The organism is Pseudomonas sp. H26/SER47-MNA-CIBAN-0231, from assembly GCF_040310465.1.
In the GTDB taxonomy this organism is placed as follows: Bacteria; Pseudomonadota; Gammaproteobacteria; order Pseudomonadales; family Pseudomonadaceae; genus Aquipseudomonas; species Aquipseudomonas atacamensis.
Genome location: NZ_JBEOPW010000008.1, coordinates 1 through 25320, shown reverse-complemented (window position 1 = coordinate 25320; position 25320 = coordinate 1). Strand labels below are relative to the sequence as shown.

The window sequence follows — 25320 nt, the reverse complement described above, 5'->3', positions numbered from 1 at the left end:
CAGCCCTCTCCCCGAGGAGAGGGAGCTGATTTGGTGTTTTTCCAGTCCTGAGTTCAACTCGGACTTTCACGTCGGCGTATCTCCCCCAAACACCCCGGTCAGTCCCCTCTCCCTCCGGGAGAGGGTTAGGGTGAGGGGCTTTTGATCCTGGCGTCCGGCGCAAGCGGCAGTCTGAAACAGATCCGCGCGCCCTCTTCGCTGTCTTCCACGCGCAACGTCCCGCCATGGGCGCCTATCACCGTTCGGCAAATCGCCAGGCCCATGCCCATGCCGCTGCCCTTGGTGGTGAAGAACGCATCGAAAATTTCTTCACGCTGATGCTCGGCGATCCCCGGCCCGTTGTCTTGAAAAGCCACGCAGACCTGCCCATCGGACAGCGTCGACTCAATCACCAGGCGCCCGTCACTCACGCCCTGCCCAGCCATTGCTTCCAGCGCGTTGACGATCAGGTTGTAGATCACCTGCTGGATCTGCACCCGATCCCCCAGTACCGGGTCAGCAGCGTTGAGTTGCGTGTGCAAGCTCACCCCGCGATTGTGCACATCGCTGGCCGTCAGTTGCACGACCTCACCGATTAACGCGTCAATCGACACCGGCAATCGTTGCAACGGCGCCTGCCTGGCCAATGCGCGCAAGGCCTGGACGATCTCGGTGGCACGGGCGCTGTCGGAGCGGATGTCTTCCAGTCCCTGAATAGCCTCGTCGAGATCAGGCGTGTCGCGCTTGAGCCAGCGCAGACTGGCCGAGGCGTTCGATGAAATGCCCAGCAGCGGCTGGCTGATTTCGTGGGCGATCGAGGCCGACAGTTCGCCCATCATTTTCAGGTGCGAGTTGCGCGCCAGTTCCGCCCGCGAGCTGCGCAAGTCGGCTTCCATCTGCGCGCGCAAGCGGTTGTCTTCGACCAGTTGCGCGTACAGCCGTGCGGTCTGCAGCGACACCGCTGCCTGCGAGGCGAGGATTTCCAGCATGGTCAGGCGTTCGGCGCTGAACAGCTTCGGTACCAGGCTGTTTTCCAGATACACCAGACCGATCAGCGCGCCTTGCTTGAGCAACGGCAGGCACATCAGCGAGCGCGTCTGCCGCTCGCGCAAGTCAGCGCTGTAAGCTTGCGGGCAGTCGGCGCGGGCATCGTCGAGCACCAGCGGCGTGCGCGTGCGCATGGTCGAATTGAGTACTGAAACCGGCGCGATCTGCTCCAGCGAGCGATCGTTGTCCTGACTGACCCGCACGTTGCCCGCCTCGACATGCGCGGCAGCGGCCAATTGCAACTCACCCTCGGCGACCAACAGCAGCGCGCCGCGATCGGCACCGGCCTGAATCATCAAGTGATTCATCAAGGTCTCCACCAGCCGATCAAGCAACACCTCTTGCGAGACCGCGCGTGCCGCTTCAATGCCGACTTCCAGGTCAAGGCGCACCCGCGTCACCGGCGTTCCCGCTTGAAGGGAATGCTCGTGGGCGAGAAACGGATGCTGCGCTTCGAGCTGGCGCGCCTTGGCTTCAGCGCCCCACAGCACATAGCAGTCGCGCGCAACACGCAGGTGATGATGCGTGCCGGAGACCAGGCCGTTGACCAGGCAGACCTCGGCCAGTTGTTCATGTGCCAGTGCTTGCTCATGGATAAACCCGGCAGCGGCCGCCGCGATTTGCGCTTGGTCGAAGCAGCGAATGGCGGCCAGCCCTTCGCCGCGCACGCGGGCCATCGCGCCTTCGATCAGCAGCAGTTTGTTGCTGAAGGTCGAAGGATTGAGCTCGACCCATGGCAGAAAACGCTGCCGTTGCTGCTCCAGCTTCTGCAGTTTTTCGGCAACAGAGCCCGGCGCCTCGGGACTGGCCAGTGCCAGGCTGTAGAACAGGTAGTAATGCGCCAGATCAATGTGCGCCGGCAGCGACCAGGTCAACGCCTCGGCGTCTTCGAAACGGCGCAACGCGTAACGCACTTCACCGAAATAGAACGCCGACATGCCCGAATACAACCACATCCACAACAGCGTCGGCTGTGAAACGCGGTCGCGATGCAGCGGGCCGAAACGGTCATGTTCCAAAGCATCCAGCATTGCGATCGAACGAGGCTCAGGCCCATTGCGCAAATCGCTGGCAAACGCCTGTTGCGCCAGGAGAATGCGCTCGATGTCGATGTAGTGAAACTGCCGCACCCAACTCAGGCCGACGTCCAGCTCGTTCAACACGTTTGGCAGCGGCTCGCCCATGAACAGCAGATCGGAGCCGATGTGGTTGCAGGCGTAACACGACATGCCCAGATCGCCGCCGGCCTGACCGCACTCAAACGCGGCGAAAGCCTTCTGCCGCGCGTAAGCCATCGGCCGGGTCCACGCGCTGACCTGATCCAGCGCCACCAGCGTGCCGGTGCGCCCCGCCTCATAGCCGTGCAGATCAGTCAGATCGAGCGCCAGTTCGGCGAAAGCAACACCGTCCAGATATTCGCCATAACGGTCGGCGATCATCACGCCGTACCAGGCGAAACCGTAGCCGCTGCTCGGCGTGGTGCCATGGAGCAAAGTCAGTTCGACCATCTTCGCCAGGTGCAAAAAAGCAATGTCGTCCTGCACGAAGAACGAGGCGATCAGCGTGCTCAGCAGCTCCATGGCCACTTCGATTCGCGGCTCGTTGGCTTTGGGCAACGCCGTCAACTCAGCGATCCGTCGCGCACCGACCAATTGCCGAACCCGTTCGAACGCTTCGCCCAGTTGCGCCTTCGAGGGTTGTCGCTGCAGGTCAATGTCGAGCAACGCAAGACCGGCCAGCGCTTCGCCGATCGCGCCGTGGTAATCGGAATGCAAGGTGCGCAGGCTGGCGCGCAGGCGGTAGGTTTTCGCGCGGTCCAGCACGGTGGCAGCGTGTTCCAGGCAATCGTCGAGACGCTGTTGCGCGCCGGGCAGATCCGCCAGCAACATCGCGCAGTCGGCTGCCAGCCAGCGCGCCGCGAAGGCTTGCGGGTAGAGCTGCGTCCAGCCGTTGTCGCCGAGTAACACCTCGGCGCTGCGCAGATAATCCACGGCCTGCTCGACAGCGGCGCTATCGCGGGCGCGCTCGGCAGCTTCGAGCAATAACTGGATGAATTCAGCGCGTCGAGGCGCTTGCAGCGCATTGCCGGCGCTGCGCTGAATCTGACTGGCGATGTCGAAGACGCGCGCCTGCCGCTGCTCGCCGCATTGATCGAGCATGGCGGCAGCGATGCGCGCATGCTCAGCCGAACGCCCGGCCGGTGCGGTCAGCGCAGCGGCGGCTTCCAACACCCGATCGTGGGGAAACAGCAGTTGGCCAGGCTCGCGCAGGAGAAATCCGGCGCTGACCAGATAATCCACGTCACGCAGCAATTGCGCCGGATCGTCCCCCAGCAAATCGCCCAACAGCGTTTCGTCACAGCGGCCACCGACGTAACCCGCGGTGCGCAACACTTCACGGGCACTGGCCGGCAGACGCTGCAAGCGTTGCACCATCAATTCGGCCACGTTGTCGGCGTAGCGATAGCCGTTCACTTCGGCCTGATTCCACACCCAGCGCCGCGTTGTCGCGTCGAAACGCAGCAGACGCTCGTCCACCAACGCGCGCGCCACCTGGCTGACGAACAACGGATTGCCGGCGGTTTTGAAGTGCACGACGCGGGCCAGCGCCTCGAGGTTGTCGACGTCAGCATCGAGTTCGACCGCCATCAGTTGCGCAACGGCCTGCACCGACAGCGGCCCTAGTCGAAGGTCACTGACTGGCAGCGCGGGTGCTCTGCGCATCTCATCGAGCCAGCCGCCCGGATGCTCCGTCAACTCGCCCTCGCGATACGCCAGAACCAGCAGCAGATGCCGCGTCGGTCGGGCGATAAAGGCTTTGAGAAACGCCTGTGTCGAGTCGTCAGCCCACTGCAAGTCGTCGATAAACAGCAGCAGCGGATGCCCCGGTTGCGCAAAGACTTCGAGCACATCGAGCAGCGCCCGATTGACCCGATCCAGGGCGTGGCGCGCCGGCATGTTCGGCAGTTCGGCGGTGGCGCCGATCAGCAGTTCGGCTTCCGGTGCCAGGTCCAGCAGCAAGCGGCCACGGCCCTTGAGGGTTTCGCGCAGTTGCTCGGCCAAGGCCTGCAAGGCCAGCGTGGGCTTGGTCAACACTTGGCTGATCAGAGACTGAAAAATCTGCGCCAGCGGCGCGAAGGGCCGGTCATTGTTCAGCAGTTCGATCTTGCCGCTGGCCCAATAACCGGGTGCCTGGCTACGCAGGACTTGCTGGATCAGCGTCGACTTCCCCGCTCCCGGTGCGCCGGCAACCAGCAGCACGCGAGCGATGCCGTCGCTGCGCACGCGCTGGATCTGTTCAAGCAGCTGCTGACGTTCGTCATCACGACCAAACAGCACATCGCCGCGCGTGGCCGTCGCCCGCGCGTCGAAGGCACCGAGGCGGAACGCTTCGATCTGACCTTTTTTCTGCCATTGGCGCAGGCACCAGGTCAGATCGGCGGCCAGCGATTCGATGCTTTGATAGCGCGCGTCCGGCTCCTTGGCCAGGCCTTTGAGCAGCACATGACAAATGCCTTGCGGCAGGTCGGGTTGGTATTGCGCTGGCGACAAAGGCTGGACGGCGGCGTGCACATGCAGCCATTGCGAGGCGTCGCGAGCGATCAGCGGCGGGCGCCCGGTCAACGCCTCGTAGATGATTGCCGACAGCGCATAGACGTCGCTGCGCTCATCGGAATCGACGCCGTCGTGCTGCAGCTGTTCCGGCGCCAGATAAGGCCAGTGTTCCAGGCTCGGCAGTTCGGTCGCCGGCGTTTCCTGCGCGTGGGTGTGAAAGCCCATCAGCCTGACGTTGTCGTCGGCATAGACCAGCAGATGCCAAGGCAATAAAGAACACTGTGGGAGCGAGCCTGCTCGCGAAAGCGCTGGGTCAGTCAAGGGTGATGTCGGCTGGACTGACGCTTTCGCGAGCAGGCTCGCTCCCACAGGGTTTTGCGGTGTTTCCGGATGGCGAGAGTGGACCAGCGCATTCGCGGCGGCGACGGCGATATTCAGCACCCGTCCGAGTGGTAAGCCGGCGGCGTCGATCAGTCCAGCCAGCGGCGCGCCCCATTGCGGGTAGACCAACACCGGCCCGTCCGCCGAGCGAATCAGCGCGAGCGGGTTGAGCGCCCACTGCGAAGGCAACTGCAAATGGAAATCGCGCTCCAGCCGCTGGCACAGCGCCGGACGCTGGATCGGCGCACGCACGGCGAACCAGCTCTGGCCCGAGTGGCTGTCTTGAAGGCTGAACCAGGTCAGTTCATGGTCACGGCGCAGCAGACTGAACCGACAGTTCTCCAGCCATGCTTCATCGAGCATCGGCGCATCGGCCACGCGGGAAATTGCAGAGGAGGATGGCTGGCCGGGCATACGCATTCACCGCTGGAAATGGGATTCAGGCTGGTGGCGAAGTATACCCAGCGTTTTTTTGCCAGAGGGCCAGCCGCTGCGCTGATGTCCGTCCGCAGCCTCAAGATGGCCGTCCAGAGCCTTGCGCGGCTGTTTCTTGCGCTATACAAGCGCACGTCTTATCCCTCGGGATAATTGCTTTATGCCAGGCCGTCCCCTAGCGTACGAGCCTGATAACCCGGCGCCCGCGCCCTGTCCTTCTCACCGCAACGCAGAGGCCCGCATGATCCGACTCGGCCAAGCCACGATTTCTTTGGAACGGCGCGAAGCCTTTCTCAATGGCCGGCCCTTGCGCATGGGCGGGCGGGCGTTCGAAATACTTTCGGTACTGATGCAGGCCGATGGGCGCATCGTCAGCAAGGACGAGCTGATCAATCAGGTGTGGCCGGACATCGTCGTCGAAGAGAACAATCTGCAAGTGCAGATTTCCTCGCTGCGCAAACTGCTCGGGGAAAAAGAAATCATCCAGACGGTTGCCCGTCGAGGTTACCGATTATTGAAAGACCGCGAACCCAAACTGCCCGTGTTCAACGCCCTGGCCTCGGCGCCGATGGTAGCGCAGCCGCCGTCGGTCGATACGCAATCGGTGCCGGTGTTCATCGTTGACGATGAGGCCTGCGTGCGCAGCGCATTGAGCCGCTTGTTGCGCGCCGAAGGCATCGAGCACCGGATTTTCCAGTCCGCTGAAGAACTGCTCGAGGCCGACATCGCCAATGGCCCGGCGTGCCTGTTGCTCGACGTCAGCCTGCCCGAAACCACAGGCCTGCAATTGCAGGCGGCGCTGAACGAGCGCGGCTTGCCGTGGCCGGTGATCTTCATGACCGGCCACGGCACGATTCCGATGTCGGTGCAGGCGATGAAGGCCGGCGCGGTGGAGTTCCTGACCAAGCCATTCAATGACGATGAACTGCTCGGCATTCTGCGCAGCACCCGTCAACACGCCGCGACTGCGTTCAATCAATGGCAACGGGTTCAGCACGTGCGGCAATTGGCGGCGCAGCTGACACCGCGTGAGCGCGAGGTGCTGCCGCTGATTGTCGGCGGTCTGTCGAACAAGCAGATCGCCAACCAATTGGGCACCAGTGAAGTGACCGCCAAGGTTCATCGCAAACACATCATGGCGAAGATGCAGACCCGCTCGCTGGTCAACCTCGTCGAACTCTACGGACTGATCAGCGCTGCGCCTTCGCCTGGCCCATCGAGCCTGTCGTGAGCGGCCCGGCGGGTCGCCCGACGGCGATCGAGAACACCCGACCGACGATTGTCTGCATCGTCGATGACGACGCGTCGGTGCGCAAAAGCCTGTCGAATCTGCTGCGTTCGGTCGGGTATCGCGCGCAGGTTTATGCCAGTGGCGAAGCGTTTCTCGCCGAAGCCGACTTCGCCGAAATCGCCTGCCTGCTGCTGGATCTGCGCATGCCCGGCCTGTCCGGCATCGACGTGATGCGCCAGCTGCCGCGACAGTTTCCGGTGATCTGCATGTCCGCCCATTGGGACGAGGCGGCGTTGGCTGAGTCCGGGCATTACCAGGCGTTTGAATGCCTGTGCAAACCCTTCGAAGAAGAGGTTTTGCTGGCGGCACTCGACAAGGCCCTGCACCGCCAGCACTGATCGCTTCAGCTGTCCTGCGTGGCTTCTTGCGCAGTTTCGATCGCGGGCAGCGACTCAGTCATCGAAGCGTGACACACCGCCAGAATCTCATCGGCCAGCGCCGAATCATCCGGGCAGGCGCGCGACAGCATGATCGCCCCGACCGCCCGGGCCAGCAGGTCGATCATCCGGGTTCGGCCCTCACCTTGCGGTGCATCCGCTGCCGTCGGGTATTTCTCGCCAAGCGTCTGCAACGTGCGCTCGATACCTTCAGCGAACGCCGCTTTCACGTCCCCCGACTGCCGCGCCGCATCGCCGCACAGCGCTGCCATGGTGCAACCGGTGGAGCGGCCGTCGCGATGGTCGCGCGACACGTACACATCGATGAAATCCTGCACGCTCATGCTTTCGGCGGCGGCCGTGGACTGCGCCAGGCTGTTGGCCGAGGCTTCGGCCATCAGGTCGGCCTTGGAGCCGAAGTGTTTGTAGAAACCGCCGTGAGTAAAACCGGCGGCCGCCATCAGGTCAGCCACGCCGACCCCGTCATAACCGCGTTCGCGGAACATCACTGATGCCGTTTCGACAATGTGCTCGCGATTGGCCTGAGCCTGAGCCTTGGATACGCGCATGTTGAATACCTCCAGCGCTGAAAATTCATCGGCCGATGATACATAGATGTTGGCCATAATCAAAACCGTTGACAGTTTAGATTTGGATCATCATCCTAAAGGCCCGCAATCAGTCTTCAACTGACAAAGAGCCCACACCATGACTACTCGCCCTACTGTTCTGATTACTGGCGCCTCCACCGGCATCGGCGCGGTCTACGCCGCACGTTTCGCCCAACGCGGGCACGATCTGGTGCTGGTCGCCCGTGACCAGGCGCGCCTGGACACCCTTGCTGCCGGTTTGCGCGCTGAACACAACGTCAATGTCGAAGTGCTACAGGCCGACCTGACGCAACTGAGCGACCTGCAAACCGTCGAGGCGCGTCTGCGTGACGACGCGCGCATCGGCATCCTCGTCAACAATGCCGGAGCGGCGCAGTCCGGTACCTTCATCGAGCAGAGCACCGACAGCGTGGCGCAACTGGTCGCGCTCAACACCACGGCGCTGGTGCGTTTGGCCAGTGCGATCGCCCCGCGTCTGGCCAAGGCCGGCGACGGCGCGATCATCAACATCGGCTCGGTGGTGGGCCTGGCGCCGGAGTTCGGCATGTCGGTGTATGGCGCGACCAAGGCGTTCGTACTGTTCCTCTCCCAGGGCCTGAGCCTGGAACTGTCGCCACAAGGCGTGTATGTGCAAGCCGTATTGCCTGCGGCCACTCGCACGGAAATCTGGGACCGCGCCGGTATCGACATCAACACCCTCACCGACATCATGGAAGTCGGCGATATGGTCGATGCCGCGCTGGTCGGTTTCGACCGTCGCGAAGTCGTGACCATCCCGCCGCTGCACGAAGGCGAGCTCTGGGATGCCATGCAAACCGCGCGGCAGGGGCTGTTGGGGCAGATCCGCCAGTCGGCAGTGGCGCAACGTTATCTGACTCAGGCCTGACCTCATTCAGACCCGCCGCTATGCCGGCGGGTTTCTACCGACAAGAGCATCGGCAATGAAGGCATTTTTCATCGAGCGCTACGGCAAGCAGAACGGCCGGATCGGCGACATCCCGGAACCGCAGGTCGGCGCGCACGACGTGCTGATCGAAGTGCGCGCCAGCAGCGTCAACCCTCTGGATCTGAAGATTCGCAGCGGCGAATTCAAGATGATCCTGCCCTATCAAATGCCTTTGATACTGGGCAACGATGTCGCCGGCGTGGTGATAAGCACCGGTGCGGCGGTCAAGCGTTTCAAGCCGGGCGATGAGGTTTATGCGCGTGCGCCTGAAAACAGGATTGGCACGTTTGCCGAACGCATCGCTGTCGACGAACAAGCGATCGCGTTGAAACCCGCCAATCTCGTTATGACCGAGGCGGCTTGCATGCCGCTGGTGGCGTTGACGGCGTGGCAGGCCCTGGTCGAAGTCGCCGGGCTGCAAAAAGGCCAGAAAGTGCTGATTCACGCCGGCTCCGGTGGCGTTGGCACGGTCGCCATTCAAATGGCCAAACACCTCGGCGCTTTTGTTGCGACTACGACCAGCACGGCGAATGTCGCGTGGGTCAAGGCGCTGGGCGCTGATGTGGTGATCGATTACAAGCAGCAGGATTTCGCCATTGAACTGCGCGACTACGACGTGGTGCTCAACAGCCTCGGCGGCGATGTGCTGGAGAAATCGTTGCAGGTGTTGAAACCGGGCGGGCAACTGATTTCCCTGTCAGGGCCGCCGACTGCGCAGTTCGCTCGGGAGCAGGGTTTGTCCTGGCTGCTCGGGCTGGTCATGCGTCTGCTCAGCAGTGGCATTCGGCGCAAGGCGCGCAAGCATGGGGTGGGTTATTCGTTTCTGTTTATGCGTGCCGATGGCGTTCAGTTGCAGAAGATCACCGCACTGATCGAGGCTGGAGTTATCAAACCGGTGATTGACCGCATCTTTGCGTTCGATCAGATAGCTGACGCCTTGCACTACGTCGAACAAGGTCGGGCCAAGGGCAAGGTTGCCATCGCGGCCATCCTCAAAAGCCCCTCACCCTAGCCCTCTCCCCGAGGGAGAAGGAACTGACCGAGTTGTTTGATCGAGTGATTCCAACCTGCAATACCGAGGTGAACACAAGTTCTGAGAAGCCACCAATCGGCTCCCTCTCCTCGGGGAGAGGGCTGGGGTGAGGGGTGAATTCAACGCGGTGTTTGTATATGTGCAATTGCAACTGCAAGCCCGACTCGCCATCCCCGCCGAGACGTCGAGAAACCCCTCTCAACTTGCATTTTGCCCATCCTGCACCACGCTTGATTCACAGAAGTGCACGTTTTCATGGCAAAACTGCGGTTAACTGAATGGTTAGTTACCGCTATAATCCCGCGCTTCATTCAAACGGGACTTTCAATGTGAACCACAGTCAACGCGTCTCAGGCGTTTCAACGTTCATTCTGGTCGGCCTTGGCGTGATCATCGCCCTGCTCGGCCTGGCGCTCGCGACCGGCGGTGTGAAGCTGGTCAGCCTGGGCGGTTCCTGGTACTTCCTGGTCGGCGGTCTGGCGATGACCGTTTCCGGTGTGCTGATCGCACTGAAGAAAACTGCAGGCGCCTGGCTGTTCGCCGCATTTCTCGTGGCCACCGCGATCTGGGCCGTGGCTGACGCCGGGCTGGTGTTCTGGCCGGTGTTCTCGCGGCTGTTCATGTTCAGCGCGATCGGCATGGTCGTCGCTCTGGTCTACCCGCTGCTGGCGCGCGCCAATGGCCGCGTGGCCGGTCGTGGCGCGTATGCCGTGGCCGCTGTGCTCGCGGTTGGTGTGGCCGTTGCTGCAGGCAACATGTTCGTCGCTCACCCAACCGTTGCCGCGACTGGCACTGGCCCGGGCCTGACTCCGGTCGAGCCGGCCAAGGCGCAGAAAGACTGGGCGCACTACGGCAACACCGAAGGTGGCAGCCGCTTCGCCGCGCTCGATCAGATCAACCGCAACAACGTCGACAAATTGAAAGTCGCGTGGACCTACCACACCGGTGACGTCGCCGAGAGCGATGGCAACGGCGCCGAAGACCAGCTCACCCCGCTGCAGGTCGGCAACAAGGTGTTCATCTGCACCCCGCACAACAACCTGATCGCCCTCGATGCCGACACTGGCAAAGAGCTGTGGAAGAACGCGATCAACGCGCAATCGAAAGTCTGGCAGCGCTGCCGTGGCATGGCCTATTTCGACGCCACCGCGACCATCGCTCAGCCGAGCAACTCTTCGATCATCGAAGCCAAACCGGCGCCGGCCGCCAACTGCCAGCGTCGTCTGCTGACCAACACCATCGATGCCCGCCTGATTGCCGTCGATGCCGACACTGGCGAGTTCTGCCAGGGTTTCGGCAACAACGGCCAGGTCGATCTGAAGGCCGGCCTGGGTGATGTTCCGGACAGCTACTATCAGTTGTCGTCCGCGCCATTGATGGCCGGCACCACCGTGGTGGTTGGCGGTCGCGTTGCCGACAATGTGCAAAGCGACATGCCGGGCGGTGTGATCCGTGGTTTTGACGTGATCACCGGCGCCATGCGCTGGGCGTTCGACCCGGGCAACCCGCAGGATCGCAACGCGCCGGCCGACGGCAAAACCTACGTGCGCAGCACGCCGAACAGCTGGGCGCCGATGTCTTACGACGCGGCGACCAACACGGTGTTCCTGCCGATGGGCAGCTCGTCCACCGACATCTATGGTGTCGAGCGCAGCGAACTGGACCACAAGTACGGCGCCTCGATCCTCGCGCTGGACGCCAGCACCGGTGAAGAACGCTGGGTGTTCCAGACCGTGCACAACGATCTGTGGGACTTCGACCTGCCGATGCAGCCGAGCCTGATCGACTTCGACAAGGACGGCCAAAGCGTTCCGGCGCTGGTCATCGGTACCAAGGCCGGGCAGATCTATGTGCTCGACCGCGCCACCGGCAAGCCGCTGACCGAGGTCAAGGAAGTACCGGTGAAAGCCGCGAACATCCCCAACGAGCCGTACTCGCCAACTCAGCCGAAATCCGTGGGCATGCCCCAGATCGGCGCGCAGCACCTGACCGAATCGGACATGTGGGGCGCCACGCCGTACGACCAGTTGCTCTGCCGCATCGACTTCAAGAGCATGCGCTACGACGGCCTGTACACCGCGCCGGGTACTGACAAATCGCTGAGCTTCCCGGGTTCGCTGGGCGGCATGAACTGGGGCAGCATCTCCACTGACCCGGTGCACGGTTTCATCTTCGTCAACGACATGCGCCTGGGTCTGTGGATCCAGATGATCCCGTCGCAGAACAAAGGCCAGGCCGCTGGCGGTGGCGAAGCGCTGAACACCGGCATGGGCGCTGTGCCGCTCAAAGGCACGCCGTACGCGGTGAACAAGAACCGCTTCCTGTCGGTGGCCGGCATCCCGTGCCAGGCGCCGCCGTTCGGCACTTTGACCGCGATCGATATGAAGACCCAGAAAGTCGCATGGCAGGTTCCGGTCGGCACCGTTGAAGACACCGGTCCTCTGGGCATCCGCATGCACCTGCCGATCAAGATCGGTCTGCCAACCCTCGGCGGCACCCTGTCGACCCAGGGCGGCCTGATCTTCATTGCCGGCACCCAGGACTTCTACCTGCGCGCCTTCAACAGCGGCAACGGCGAAGAAGTCTGGAAAGCCCGTCTGCCAGTCGGCAGCCAGGGCGGCCCGATGACCTACGTTTCGCCGAAGACCGGCAAGCAGTACATCGTTGTCACCGCTGGCGGCGCACGCCAGTCGACCGATCGTGGCGATTACGTGATGGCTTACGCCCTGCCGTAACTCGCTGCCGCACAACCAACCTCCCCCAAGCGCGCGGTGCCCCAAAGCACCGCGTCGCTGTTTTATTGCGTCAAAGATTTCAGCAGGAAGGATTCACATGTCATCGGCTGTTCGCTTTTCTCGTACCAAGCTTTCCACTGGCCTGTTGCTGGGTCTGAGCTGCACCACTGCCCTCCCCGCGCTGGCCGCCAGCGATTCCGATCTGCTGACCCGCAGCACCCTCACCGGTGACTGGGGCGGCTTGCGTCATCAACTCGATGAAGATGGCGTCAAGTTCACTGGCGATTACAGCGGCGAAACTGCTTACAACGCCGACGGCGGCCTGCACCGTTCAGCGCGTTATTCGCAGAACATCAAACTCGGCGTGCAGTTTGATCTGAGCAAACTCTACGGCGTCGACAACGTCGGCAAAGTGCAACTGACCATCAACGACCGACGCGGCAACAGCGCATCGGAAGATCTGGTCGGCAACCGCCTGCCGATTCAGGAAAACTACGGCGGCCTGTACACGCGCCTGACTGAACTGAGTTACGAGCGCAGCCTGTTCACCCCGGCGCTGAACGTGAAGCTCGGCTACATGGCCATGGGCAACGATCTCGGCGGCCTCGACAGCGGCATTCTGTGCAACTTCATGAACGCCGGTTTCTGCGGCCATCCGCTGAACATGTCCGGCGGCAGCGGCTGGACCAACTACCCCAACGCGCGTCTGGGCGTACGGGTCAAATACGACCTGTCGCCGTCCTGGCAACTGCGTGTAGCAGCGTTCAACGTCGACCCCGAGAGCAACGGCAATTCCAGCCGCGCCTGGCATCTGGGGCCGAAGCACACCACCGGCACCGTCGTGCCGATCGAGCTGGTGTACAAGCACGCCGGCGAGCTGCCGGGTGAGTACAAGCTCGGCTATTACTACGACAGCTCCGACGTCAAACGCATTGGCAGCGACGACGAAGTGTCCGGACGTGGCGGGCATTATTTGCTGATCGATCAGGCCGTATGGCGTTCGCCGACCTCCGAGGGCCGCAGCCTGCATGCGTTCGGTCAGTATTCGGCGGCCAGTGAAGCGGCATCACCGTTCAGCAAGTGGTACGGCACCGGCGTGGTTTTGTACAAACCGTTCGAAGGCCGCCCGCGTGACACCCTGGCGCTGGGTTATGGCCGCGCCGTGCCGAACCCGCGCAGCCGCGATGTGCAGCAGAATGCCGCGCTGGCCGATGGTGCTGCGTTCCCGCATCTCGACAGTGCCGAACAGTTGATCGAGTTGGGCTATGGCTATCAGGCCACCCCATGGCTGACCCTGCGCCCGAACCTGCAATACATCATCGAACCGGGGGCGTTTTCCGGGCAGGACATCGATAATGCGCTGGTGGTGGGGTTGCAGGTGAAGGCTGCGCTATAAGTCCCTGCGAAGCACAAAACCACTGTGGGAGCGAGCCTGCTCGCGAAAGCGCCGGGTCAGGCGACTGCGATGTTGAATGTAGCGCCGCCTTCGCGAGCAGGCTCGCTCCCACAGGGGGTTTGGGTCAGGTCGGAGAGTTGGATTCGCCGCTGCCGTAGCGGGATACAGAGGATTTGCGGCGGGCAGGAAATTAATTCCAGCCTATCGGTGAATTATTTCGTGTCCGCATGTATCTGAGCCAGAAGAGCCGGCGCCATCATGGAGATGGCATCGCAGCGGTAATCTGGATCAGCGAGCGGGAACAGCGCAATGAAATCACGCAAGAACACTGTCAAACCGATCGGTTTGAAAGACATCACCATTGTCGACGACGCCAAGATGCGCAAGGCGATCACCGCCGCCGCGCTGGGCAACGCCATGGAATGGTTCGACTTTGGCGTCTACGGCTTTGTCGCCTATGTGCTCGGCAAGGTCTTCTTCCCCGGCGCCGATCCCGGCGTGCAAATGATCGCCGCGCTGGCGACCTTCTCCGTGCCCTTCCTCATCCGTCCGCTTGGCGGTTTGTTTTTCGGTGCGCTGGGCGACAAATACGGACGGCAGAAAGTCCTCGCCGCGACCATCGTCATCATGTCCCTGAGCACCTTCGCCATCGGCCTGATTCCGTCCTATGCCTCGATCGGCATCTGGGCGCCGATCCTGCTGTTGCTGGCGAAAATGGCTCAGGGCTTCTCGGTCGGTGGCGAGTACACCGGTGCCTCGATCTTCGTCGCTGAATACGCGCCCGACCGTAAGCGCGGCTTCCTCGGTAGTTGGCTGGATTTCGGCTCGATCGCCGGTTTCGTCTTCGGCGCCGGCGTCGTGGTGCTGATTTCAACCATTCTCGGTGAACAGCGCTTCGAAGAATGGGGCTGGCGGATTCCGTTCTTCCTCGCCCTGCCGCTGGGCATGATCGGCCTGTATCTGCGCCACGCCCTGGAAGAAACCCCGGCGTTCCAGCAGCACGTGGAAAAACTCGAACAAGGCGACCGCGAAGGCCTCGCCGGCGGCCCGAAAGTGTCCTTCAAGGAAGTCGCAACCAAACACTGGCGCAGCCTGATGACCTGCATCGGCGTGGTAGCGGCGACCAACGTCACCTATTACATGCTGCTCACCTACATGCCGAGTTACCTGACGCACAACCTGCACTACAGCGAAAACCACGGTGTGCTGATCATCATCGCGATCATGGTCGGCATGCTCTTCGTGCAGCCGCTGATCGGTTTCATCAGCGACAAGATCGGCCGCAAACCCTTCATCGTCGTCGGCAGCATTGGCCTGTTCATCTTCGCCATTCCGGCGTTCATGCTGATCAACAGCGGCAGCATCGGCCTGATCTTCTCCGGCCTGCTGATCCTCGCGGTGCTGCTCAACTTCTTCATCGGCGTGATGGCCTCGACCCTGCCGGCGATGTTCCCCACCCACATCCGCTACAGCGCGCTGGCCAGTGCCTTCAACGTTTCGGTGCTGATCGCCGGTCTGACCCCGACTGCCGTGGCCTGGCTGGTGGAAAGCACCAACGATCTGTACATGCCTGCGTATTACCTGATGGTCATCGCCGTGGTCGGTCTGGTCACTGGTGTGACCATGAAGGAAACCGCCAACAAGCCCTTGCGCGGCGCGGCCCCGGCGGCTTCCGACCTCGAAGAGGCCAAGGAGTTGTTGCAAGAACACCACGACAACATCGAGCAGAAAATCGAAGACATCGATGCCGAAATCGCCGCGCTGGAAGCCAAGCGCAAGGAACTGGCGCTCCAGCATCCGCGCATCGATTGATCAGTGCGGCGTCGGCAATCGGTCCCACGCCGCGCCGAGCTTGAGCTAGCCTTGAAACCGGATCGCATGCCATTCAAGGAGTTCACATGTTCAAGCTGATGAAAAGTTCGGTCGCTGGCGGATTGCTCTTCGCCAGCCTCCAGGCCGAAGCCGGCGGCATCATGATTTACGAGGCCGGCCACGAAGGCACCGGTCTGGCCAACGCCGGCTCTGCGGTCATGGCCAGCGACCCGAGCATTCTGATGACCAACCCGGCGGGCATCAGCCAACTGGCCGGCACGCAGATCAACTTCAACGCGCAGTTGATCCTCGGCGACGTCAGCTTCTCCCGCGACAACGCCAATACCTTCGGCGGCAACGAAGGTGGCAACGCCTTGAAGTACCTGCCCGGCTCCAGCTTCTTCATCAGCCATCAACTCGATGAGCGCTCCTCGATCGGCTTCGGCATGTACGGCAATTTCGGTCTGGCGCTGGACTACGACGATGACTGGGCCGGGCGCTATTTCGCTCAGGAGTCGGCCATTATCGGTGTGTCGTTCCAGCCCACCTATGCCTACAAGATCACTGACGACCTGTCCGTCGGCCTCGGCCCGCGCTTCATGCTTGGCTACTTCCGCACCGAAGTGGCGGTCAACAATAACGTGCTCGGTCTGGGCAACGCCGAGGATGGTCAGTTGCGTTACAAGGACACCGACTGGGGCACGGGCGCCAACGTCGGCGTGCTCTACAACCTCAACGAGCGCACAAAGCTCGGGCTGGCCTGGACCAGCAAGATCAAGCTCAAATTCGAAGACAAACCCGAGCTGAAGAAAATCACCAATCCGCTGCTGCGTCTGGCGCTCAACCGTCTCGACGCCGATCAGCTGAACGTCGACATGAACGTGCCGCAGACCGTCACCACCAGCGTGTCCTACCAGCTTGATCCGCAGTGGACGCTGCTCGGCAGCCTCGGCTGGCAGGACTGGAGCGATTTCGGCAAGGTTGGCGTGGAAGTCGATACCGGCCTGGGCTCGACTTCCAGAACGGCGCAGCGGCAATACAAGGACACCTGGCATGCCTCGATCGGCGCGCAGCACCAGATCAACCCGAAACTGCGCTGGAACGTCGGCCTCGGTTACGACTCCTCGGCAGTGGACGACAAGGATCGCACCGTCGACAACCCGATGAACGAAGCGTGGCGCCTGGCGACCGGGGTCAGCTATGCGTTGCAGGAAGATGTCGACGTGCACATGAGCTACACGCTGATCTACCTCGGCGACATGGACGTGCAACAGACCAAAGCGCGCTCCGGCGGCTCGGTCTCCGGCGAATACAAAAACGCCGCCCTGCATGTGCTGGGCGGCGGCGTGGTCTGGCGTTTCTAGGGATCACTCATCCTTCGGCGCCTGCGCCGGTGCGGTGAACCACTGCTCCGGCGGCACGCGTTTTTCCTGCTGTGGATCGCCCAGGTAATGCGGCGACATGATCTGCACGCCGTATTCATTGAACACGTCCTGAATATTGGCGTGGAGCATGCTCAGCAACACCGCACGCGGGCGCGGCTGGCTGGGAATGGCCTGGGCCACCAGTCGATACTCGGGATAGAAGTCCGACAGCGCGGTCTGGAACACCTGCGCCGGCGGGTCTTCGAGCACGCCCGGCGTGCGTTTGGCCGCCTCCAGCAACATCGCTTCGACCTGGCGCCATGGCGTGTCGTAGCCGATGGTCACCACCGTGTCGACCACGTAGCCCGGACCTTGCACGGTGCGCGAGTAGTTCTTGGTCACGGTGCCGGTGATCATCGAGTTGGGCAGCGTCAGCACTTCTCCGAGGCCAGTGCGAATCCGCGTGGTGAACATGCCCAATTCGGTGACGGTGCCTTCGTACTCGCCGATCCTGACAAACTCGCCGGGGCGCAGGGTCCGCGTGTAGGTCAGGATCAACCCGGCCGCCGCTTGCCCGACGACGCTGGTGGCGCCAAGGGAAATCATCAGGCCGATCAGCACCGACAAGCCTTTGAACGCATCGGTCCCGGCGCCGGGCAGATAGGGATAAGCCATCGCCAGCGCAAACAGCCAGACTGCCAGCGCGGTCAGGCGTTGCGTCGGTTGCAGGGTTTCATGGTTGAGCCAACTGAACGTCCCCGGCGCGGCCATCCGGCGCAGGATGCGTCGGGTAAATGCGGTCACGCCCCGGGCGATAAAGAAAATCGCCAGCGCCACGCCCAGCCCCGGTATCGCATCGACGATGCCCTGCAACAGATAACCGGCCAGTTCCACCAGATAGTTGTTGAGGCTTTCGCCCCACGGCCGCGTATACGGGAAGCGTGACAGGACAAAACCGAGCCATTCGTAGGACAGCAGCAGGATCAGCAACCAGCGCAGGAACAACAGACAGCGGCTGACCAACGGGTAGAGAAAATTCGAGTCGATCAGTTGCACCCGCCCGACCTTCAGCGCCTTGGTGTGGCGATCCATCAGCGCCGGCAGTTTCGCCAACAGCTTGTGGCGCAGCCACGACAGGCACCAGAGCAGCGCCAGATAGATCAGCGTGGCCACCGCCGCCAGCGCCAGCGAACGCACAATCATCTGCACGTTACGCGCCTCACGGGTCTCGTTGACCACCTGGCGCAGTTTTTCCGCTGCGCCTTCGGCGGCTTCCTGCACCGAGGAATAGGCCAGGCTGTCGACGTCTTTCGGTGCAACGATGAACGCACGGGTATTGCCGATCAGCACCATGTAACTGTTCTGGATCGAATCAGTGCTGATTTTCAGCTCAGGGTCTTCCTCCAGCGCTTCACTGATCACCCGCTTCGCCCGCTTGACCCGTGAGGCCGGCGCCTCGCCGAGGATGGTCGCGCGAAACAGCATGATGCTGCGGTTGGCCACTTTCAGTTCTACCGCTTCGTCCGTTGCTGTCGTGGTGTCTTCCAGTGCCTGGCCGAGCCCGGACCACAGTGTTGCAGCCAGCAGCATCGCCAGCACCATCAGCCTGTTACGCATGCGCCGTTCCTTATGGCTGATTGTCGTGAGAGGTTTCGTCCAGCACTTCGCTGACGTCCGCCGGTTGATAGACCCAGCCGATGAACAATTCATAACCGACCGCCAGGATCACCGGCCCGGTGAACAGGCCGATGATGCCGCTGGTAACCATGCCGCCCAGCGCGCCGATCAGCACCACCGGCATCGGCACGGCCACGCCACGGCCGAGCAACATCGGTTTGAGCACGTTGTCGGAAAGCCCGGCGATCACCATCCACACGGCGAAAATGATCGTGCCGGCACCGACGCCGTCATGGGCAAAGACGAACACCACCACCGGCACGGTAACCAACAGCACCGGCAGTTGCATGATGCCCAGCAGCAACACCATCAACGCCAGCACACCGGCAGCGGGCACGCCCATGATCACCAGCGCCACACCGATCAAGATCATCTGGATAAAAGCGATACCGACCACGCCCTGCGCCACCGCGCGAATGGTCGAGGTGCACAGTTGCGCGATCTGCGGGCCACGCACCGGGCCGGAAATTCGCGTGGTGATCGCCACCGCCGTGCGATGGCCGCGTTCGCCGTGGGTCATGATCAGTCCGGCGACGATCAGCGCGACGACAAACACCACGATGCCTGCGCCGACGCCGGCGGCCTGATGCAACAGCACCCGGCCCCAACTGGTCAGGTGCGGCGCCAGTTCCTTGAACACCCAGCTCAGGTCCTGCGAAGCGTGCATCCAGATGCCATACAACGGCGCGCCGATCAGCGGCCAGTCGGCGACATTGGCGGGTGGCGGCGGAATCTCGAACTGCCCCGCTTCCACGGTTTGCATGCCCACCTTCACCGAATCGGCCACGGATGCGCCGAGCAGGCTCAGCGGCACCATCAGGATCACCAGCCCCAGCAATACCAGCACAATCGCCGCCCAACCGTAACGGTTGCCGAGTTTTGCGCCGAGTTTCTGGTTCAGCGGGTACAGCGTGACTGCGAGGATCAGCGCCCACAGCATCACATTGAGAAACGGATGGAAAATGTCGTAGCAGAACAGCACCAGGGTCGCGATCAACCCGGCGCGGATCAGTACGTCGAGCAAGGCTTTGGAACTGTTGAACGCAATCAGCGGCTTATCTTCCATGGCAACATTCCTGAGCGGTGCAGCATTCGGGATGCGCTGAGCCTAGAACATGTTGGGCTGGTCTTCCTGTGGGGCGCGGCATTATCGCTTTACGCAACACGGTGTGGGAGCGAGCCTGCTCGCGAAAGCGCAAGGTCAGGCAGCACGGATGCTCAGGCCATCTACCAACAAAACCATCACCCCACCGATTACTCCGCCCGCCGCATGGTGTTAAATAGGCGCCAGTCCCGACCTTGTCGCTTCAAGCCGTGCAACGAGAACCGCTATGAAAACCCCTGCCCAGAACATCCACGCTCAACAGGTGACCCCATGATCGAAGTCACCGAAGTCTCCATCGCCCAACTGCGCGCCGCCCTCGAATCCGGCCAGACCACTGCCGTGGAGCTGGTGCAGGCCTATCTGACGCGCATTGATGCCTACGATGGCGCCGACACCCCGACCGCACTCAACGCCGTCGTCGTGCGTAACCCCGAAGCACTGAACGAAGCCCGCGCCTCCGACGCCCGCCGTGCCAACGGTGAAACCCTCGGCCCGCTCGATGGCATCCCCTACACCGCCAAAGACAGCTATCTGGTCAAGGGCCTGACCGCCGCCTCCGGCAGTCCGGCGTTCGCCGATCTGGTCGCCCATCGCGACGCCTTCACCATCGAGCGCCTGCGCGCTGCCGGGGCGATCTGCCTGGGCAAGACCAACATGCCGCCGATGGCCAATGGTGGCATGCAACGCGGCGTCTATGGCCGCGCTGAAAGCCCGTACAACGCTGACTACCTGACCGCACCGTTCGCCTCCGGCTCGTCCAACGGCGCCGGCACCGCGACCGCTGCGAGTTTCGCTGCGTTCGGCCTGGCCGAGGAAACCTGGTCGAGCGGTCGCGGCCCTGCGTCCAACAACGGCCTGTGCGCCTACACCCCGTCGCGCGGCGTAATCTCGGTGCGCGGCAACTGGCCGTTGACCCCGACCATGGACGTCGTCGTGCCATTCGCGCGGACCATGGCCGACCTGCTCGAAGTGCTCGACGTGGTCGTCGCCGAAGATACCGACACCCGTGGCGACCTCTGGCGCCTGCAACCGTGGGTGCCGATCCCGCGCGTCAGCGAAGTGCGTCCGGCTACCTACAGTGAGCTGGCCGTCGATGCCAAAGCCCTGGCCGGCAAACGCTTCGCCATCCCGCGCATGTACATCAACGCCGACCCCGACGCCGGCACCAGCGAAGCCCCCGGCATTGGCGGCCCGACCGGTCAGCGCATCAACACCCGCGCGTCCGTGATCGATTTGTGGAAACAGGCGCGTCAGGCCTTGGAAGCCGCTGGCGCTGAAGTCGTCGAAACCGACTTTCCGCTAGTCTCCAACTGCGAAGGCGACCGCCCTGGCGCACCAACCGTGTTCACCCGTGGGCTGGTGTCGAAAGAGTTTCTGCATCATGAACTGTGGGATCTGACTGCCTGGGCGTTCGACGACTTCCTGCAAGCCAATGGCGACCCGAAACTCAATCGTCTGGTTGACGTCGACGGGCCGAAGATCTTCCCGCACGACCCGGGCACCCTGCCCAACCGCGAAGGCGATCTGGCCGCCGGCATGGACGAATACGTGCGCATGGCCGAGCGCGGCATCACGCCGTGGAATGAAATCCCAACCGTGCCTGATGGCTTGCGCGGTCTGGAGCAGACCCGACGCATCGACCTTGAAGACTGGATGGATAACCTCGGCCTCGACGCCGTGCTGTTCCCCACCGTCGCTGACGTCGGCCCGGCGGATGCGGATGTGAACCCGGCCTCGGCGGATATCGCCTGGAGCAACGGCGTCTGGGTGGCCAACGGCAACCTCGCGATCCGCCACCTCGGCGTGCCGACCGTCACCGTGCCCATGGGTGTGATGGCCGACATCGGCATGCCCGTCGGCCTGACCTTCGCCGGCCGCGCTTATGACGACTCGAACCTGCTGCGCTTCGCCGCCGCCTTCGAATCCACCGGCAGCAAACGCCAGATCCCACCGCGTACACCGCCGCTGGCTTAATGTACTGTGTCAGCTCCCACAATCTCTGTGGGAGCTGGCTTGCCAGCGATGGCGGCCTGACAGCCGCCACATTTCCACCTGACTACCCCACAGGGTTTGGTGTGAGGGCTGCCAACTCAGCACACCGGCCCAATCCTTACCAGGCCAATCCGCCGATCATCAGCGCCATCCTGATTACCACCGGCACTGACCATGATCAACCGCGCCCCCTCCCGCCTCACTCTGCTCGCCATGCTCTGCGGTCTGACCGGCACCGCCCATGCCAGCGGCTTTTTCGACGACGCCAAAAGCGATGTCCTGCTGCGCAACTTCTACCTCAGCAACGACTACCGCTCGCCCACGCCCTCCGGGAAAAACTACAAACAGGAATGGGCACAAGGCTTTATCGGCAACTTCTCATCCGGTTTCACCGAGGGCACAGTCGGTTTCGGCATCGACGCCCACGCTTTCGCCGGCCTGAAACTCGACGGCGGCAAGGGCCATTCCGGCACCGGCCTGTTACCGGTCGACAGCGATGGTCGCAGTGAAAACAACTATTCCAGCGCTGGCGGTGCGTTCAAGCTCAAGGTCTCGCGAACCACCCTCGCCTTCGGCGAAATGACCGTAGAAACCCCGGTCTTCGACACCTCCGACAAACGCCTGCAACCGGAATACGCCACAGGCTTTTTGCTCAACAGCGCCGAGCTCGACAACGTCAATCTGCTCGCCGGGCATTTCACTGCATTCAAGAACCAGGACAGCTCCTCCGGCAAAGGCGATTTCTACGGCTACGGCGCCAACACCGAAGCGGGTGGCATCAGCTTCGTCGGTGCCGACCTGTTCAGCTCAAGCCCGATCGGCGGCGCACTCTACGCCTCAGAACTGAGCGACACCTGGCACCAGTACTACGGCAATCTGCACTTCAAACAGTCCGGCGTGCTGCTCGACGCCAACCTCTACCACACCCGCGACACCGGCCGCGCACTGGCCGGCGAGATCGACAACAGCGCCTTCAGCCTTTCCGGCAAATACAGCTTCGGCGCGCACACGGTGATGCTCGGCTGGCAACGGATCAATGGCGACACGCCGTTCGATTTCGTCGGCGGCGACTCGATCTACCTCGCCAACTCGATCAAATACGCCGACTTCAACGGCGCCAACGAACGCTCCTGGCAAGCCCGCTACGACCTCGACCTCGGCGCCTTCGGCATCCCCGGCCTGAACTTCATGACCCGCTACGTCAGCGGCAGCCACATCGACGGAACGAACGCGCCGAGGGGCGGCGCCTACAACCCGTTCGACGCCGACAGCGGCGACTATCAACCGCAACAAGGCAGCGGCGGCAAACACTGGGAACGCGATATCGACCTGAAGTATGTCGTGCAATCCGGCGCCGCGAAGGATCTGTCGGTGCAGCTATCGCACGTCACCCACCGCGCCAACGAAGCACAGGCCGGGGATGACATTGACCGGATTTACGTGGTCGTTCAGTACCCGTTGGGTTTTTGAGGTAACACGATCAACCCGCCCACAGGTTCCTGCGTCGGCCACAAACCATGAGTTTGCTCCTTGAGATCAAAATCAAATGATTTCAGCGTACCGCAGCGCCTACAGCGGCTAGCCAAGTGCCATCACCTCGTTTATTCTGCGCCCTCCATAAAAAGCCAAGCCAGGAAGGCATTGATTGACCTTCCTGTTTGTAGTCAATCAACGCAAGCAGATTCAGGGATGTACATGTTTCAGCTATTCAAACTCGGAGCGGCCGTCGTGCTCGCCGCGACGCTCAGCGGCTGCATTACCGAAAGCGCTTCCTGGGTCAGCGAACCCTTGCAACCCAAGGCAAGCGAGCCAGTCAGTTATCTCGTTGGCTCAATCGGGCCGCAATCACTCAAGCAATCAGCCGCTGACAACCAGCGAATCTTTTTCCGCAAACGCGGTTCCGAATACGGTGCGGCCGGCGTCTGGAAAATGGCCGGCGCTTACTCCACACCGCAGGATGTTCAGGACGGTGTCGGCGCAGCGAGCGTATTCGTGCTTCCCCTGAAGCCGGGCGATTACGAGTTCTATGATTTCCAGTTCTTTTCCGCACGTTATCAACCTGGGCTAGGCACTGTTTTCACCTCGAGAGAGGCGCGGGAGAAATTCAACCTGCCGATGCGCCTGGAACCCGGCAAGGCCTATTACATCGGCGAGTTCCGCTCGTTCTGCCTGACAGCCGGTTTCTGCGCGTTCCGCTGGAGTGATCAGAACGCCCGCGATGCGCTGATTGCGCAACGTCTGGCGCCAGGATTGCCAACGCTGCAACCGCTGAAACTCGACCTGAACAGTGCTCAGCCCTACATCTTCACCGGCCCCATTCCGGGCATTGCCGTGGACGCCAAACCATGAAAAAAAAAATTATCGCCCTCACCGCCGCCGCTCTGTTGACCGGTTGCGCGGCGACCAACACCTTGCCCGAGCGCACGCTTACGGACGGTCAAGATTATCTGCAGCCGATTCACGTTATGGTCGATGATCCGGAAAACGGCTCCAGCCTGCGCAACCACCTGCGTCAGACCGGTGTGTTCCGCACTATCGAAACCGGCAGCGGTAAAGCTGACGAGTACAACGTGAAGGTCAAACTCAATGTGGAACGACACCTACCGCCGTTTCCGGTGATTCTGCTGAGCACCGCGACGTTGTTCTTGCTGCCGCTGTCGAACGAATTCGACACGCAAACCGAATTCACCGTGTTCCAGGGTGACAAGCGACTGAAGCAATACACCTATCGCAACATCACTCAAAAATACGTCTGGCTACTGGATCAGGGCGGCGAGATGCGCGAACAGAACCTCGGCCGCATCGCCCGCGCCTTCGCGCAGGATGTGCAGCAGGACCGGCTGATCCCGGCAGTCGCGCAATGAACCGCGCGATGATAAAAGTCGCCGGCCTGCTCTGTGCCTCACTGATGCTGGGCGGCTGCGCCAACACCTTGCAACCGCTCGATTACCATGCCGATCAGGCCTACGTGCCGGTCACGCTCGGCATGGGGCCGGCCTATACGCGCATCGACGAGCAGCATCAGCGCGAAACCGTCAGCGTCCTGAAAAAGACCGGCGCGTTCTCGATGCTCGACGGCGGTTACACCCGCAACGGCTACAGCCTGTTGATCACCGAACCCAGCGACGGCAAGGTCAACTGGCTGGCGCTGGTCAACGTCTTCACCCTGTTCACCTTCCCTATGCCCTACCACTACCAGGACAACCTGCGCGGCTCGGTGTTCAAGGATGGCCAACTGCTCAAAACCTACAACTACTCCCGCGAAGGCTGGAGCGTGATGACGTGGTATGTGCCGATTCCCGGGGTCGAGAACAAACGGCAGATGCTCGACCAGTTGTTGGTGGAAATGGACCGGGACAAGGTGATTCCGTATCAGCCGTGAGGTTGGGTGATGGGGGCTGGTGCGGTGGACTGCGGCGCAATTCTTTGATTTGAACGAAGCTGTTTAAAAGACACCTGCTGACACGGTCTCAAGGCTACAAATCCTTGCGCCACTGCCTACAGCCAAGCCAGAATCCGCCGGCTTGTGCGCCTTGGGGGCGGGTTCTATTGTGGTGCGGTCGCTGACGAATCAGCGATCGGGTT

General features: G+C 62.1%; 17 protein-coding genes. 13 read left to right on the top strand and 4 right to left on the bottom strand.

Annotation, left to right across the window (positions count from 1 at the left end):
* Positions 1–125: 125 nt before the first annotated feature.
* Positions 126–5285, bottom strand: a complete 5160-nt coding sequence (locus tag AAEZ10_RS14290; protein ID WP_502947696.1) for a trifunctional serine/threonine-protein kinase/ATP-binding protein/sensor histidine kinase — start codon at positions 5283–5285, stop codon at positions 126–128.
* Positions 5286–5637: 352 nt separating this feature from the next.
* Between AAEZ10_RS14290 and AAEZ10_RS14275 the strand changes: the two genes are divergently transcribed.
* Positions 5638–6627 (top strand): response regulator, encoded by a 990-nt coding sequence (locus AAEZ10_RS14275; RefSeq protein ID WP_350569692.1) that lies wholly within the window; start codon positions 5638–5640, stop codon positions 6625–6627.
* A complete protein-coding gene (locus AAEZ10_RS14270; protein WP_225914370.1) occupies positions 6624–7025 on the top strand; it encodes a response regulator transcription factor in 402 nt (133 codons plus the stop codon). The genes AAEZ10_RS14275 and AAEZ10_RS14270 overlap by 4 nt, the downstream gene beginning before the upstream one ends.
* Before the next feature lie 5 nt (positions 7026–7030).
* Here the strand turns inward: AAEZ10_RS14270 and AAEZ10_RS14265 are convergent, their stop codons facing one another.
* Positions 7031–7633, bottom strand: a complete 603-nt coding sequence (locus AAEZ10_RS14265; RefSeq protein ID WP_071172657.1) for a TetR/AcrR family transcriptional regulator — start codon at positions 7631–7633, stop codon at positions 7031–7033.
* A gap of 139 nt (positions 7634–7772) precedes the next feature.
* Between AAEZ10_RS14265 and AAEZ10_RS14260 the strand changes: the two genes are divergently transcribed.
* The 6 genes from AAEZ10_RS14260 (at position 7773) to AAEZ10_RS14235 (ending at position 16961) form a co-directional block, all read left to right on the top strand.
* Positions 7773–8561 carry an SDR family NAD(P)-dependent oxidoreductase gene (locus AAEZ10_RS14260; RefSeq protein WP_350569689.1) on the top strand — a complete coding sequence of 263 codons (789 nt, stop codon included), beginning with the start codon at positions 7773–7775 and terminating at the stop codon, positions 8559–8561.
* Between the two features lie 55 nt (positions 8562–8616).
* On the top strand, positions 8617–9633 hold the full coding sequence (locus tag AAEZ10_RS14255; protein WP_350569687.1) for an NADP-dependent oxidoreductase: 1017 nt from the start codon (positions 8617–8619) through the stop codon (positions 9631–9633).
* Positions 9634–9983: 350 nt separating this feature from the next.
* Complete coding sequence (locus AAEZ10_RS14250) at positions 9984–12389, top strand: glucose/quinate/shikimate family membrane-bound PQQ-dependent dehydrogenase (protein WP_350569686.1); 2406 nt, start codon at positions 9984–9986, stop codon at positions 12387–12389.
* A gap of 97 nt (positions 12390–12486) precedes the next feature.
* Positions 12487–13785, top strand: a complete 1299-nt coding sequence (locus tag AAEZ10_RS14245) for a carbohydrate porin (protein WP_350569684.1) — start codon at positions 12487–12489, stop codon at positions 13783–13785.
* A gap of 309 nt (positions 13786–14094) precedes the next feature.
* The gene (gene proP, locus AAEZ10_RS14240; RefSeq protein ID WP_024013032.1) at positions 14095–15597 is read left to right on the top strand and encodes a glycine betaine/L-proline transporter ProP; all 1503 of its coding nucleotides are present in this window, start codon (positions 14095–14097) and stop codon (positions 15595–15597) included.
* A gap of 86 nt (positions 15598–15683) precedes the next feature.
* Positions 15684–16961, top strand: coding sequence for an OmpP1/FadL family transporter (locus tag AAEZ10_RS14235; protein WP_122692529.1), 1278 nt, complete (start codon positions 15684–15686; stop codon positions 16959–16961).
* A 3-nt stretch (positions 16962–16964) separates the two neighbouring features.
* Here AAEZ10_RS14235 and AAEZ10_RS14230 read toward each other — a convergent pair whose 3' ends face one another.
* Both AAEZ10_RS14230 and AAEZ10_RS14225 read right to left on the bottom strand, forming a co-directional pair.
* Positions 16965–18578: a mechanosensitive ion channel family protein gene (locus tag AAEZ10_RS14230; protein WP_071172514.1), complete on the bottom strand. Its 1614-nt coding sequence runs from the start codon at positions 18576–18578 to the stop codon at positions 16965–16967.
* A gap of 10 nt (positions 18579–18588) precedes the next feature.
* Positions 18589–19704, bottom strand: coding sequence for an AI-2E family transporter (locus AAEZ10_RS14225; RefSeq protein ID WP_350569681.1), 1116 nt, complete (start codon positions 19702–19704; stop codon positions 18589–18591).
* A 309-nt stretch (positions 19705–20013) separates the two neighbouring features.
* Here AAEZ10_RS14225 and AAEZ10_RS14220 point away from each other — a divergent pair, with 309 nt between their 5' ends.
* The 5 genes from AAEZ10_RS14220 (at position 20014) to AAEZ10_RS14200 (ending at position 25117) form a co-directional block, all read left to right on the top strand.
* Positions 20014–21717, top strand: coding sequence for an amidase (locus AAEZ10_RS14220; protein WP_350569679.1), 1704 nt, complete (start codon positions 20014–20016; stop codon positions 21715–21717).
* A 192-nt stretch (positions 21718–21909) separates the two neighbouring features.
* Positions 21910–23205, top strand: a complete 1296-nt coding sequence (locus AAEZ10_RS14215) for an OprD family porin (RefSeq protein WP_350569677.1) — start codon at positions 21910–21912, stop codon at positions 23203–23205.
* A gap of 225 nt (positions 23206–23430) precedes the next feature.
* Positions 23431–24084, top strand: a complete 654-nt coding sequence (locus AAEZ10_RS14210) for a hypothetical protein (protein ID WP_056786867.1) — start codon at positions 23431–23433, stop codon at positions 24082–24084.
* Positions 24081–24599 carry a hypothetical protein gene (locus AAEZ10_RS14205; RefSeq protein ID WP_350569675.1) on the top strand — a complete coding sequence of 173 codons (519 nt, stop codon included), beginning with the start codon at positions 24081–24083 and terminating at the stop codon, positions 24597–24599. The genes AAEZ10_RS14210 and AAEZ10_RS14205 overlap by 4 nt, the downstream gene beginning before the upstream one ends.
* A gap of 8 nt (positions 24600–24607) precedes the next feature.
* Positions 24608–25117, top strand: coding sequence for a hypothetical protein (locus AAEZ10_RS14200; protein WP_016774812.1), 510 nt, complete (start codon positions 24608–24610; stop codon positions 25115–25117).
* The last annotated feature ends 203 nt before the right edge of the window (positions 25118–25320 follow it).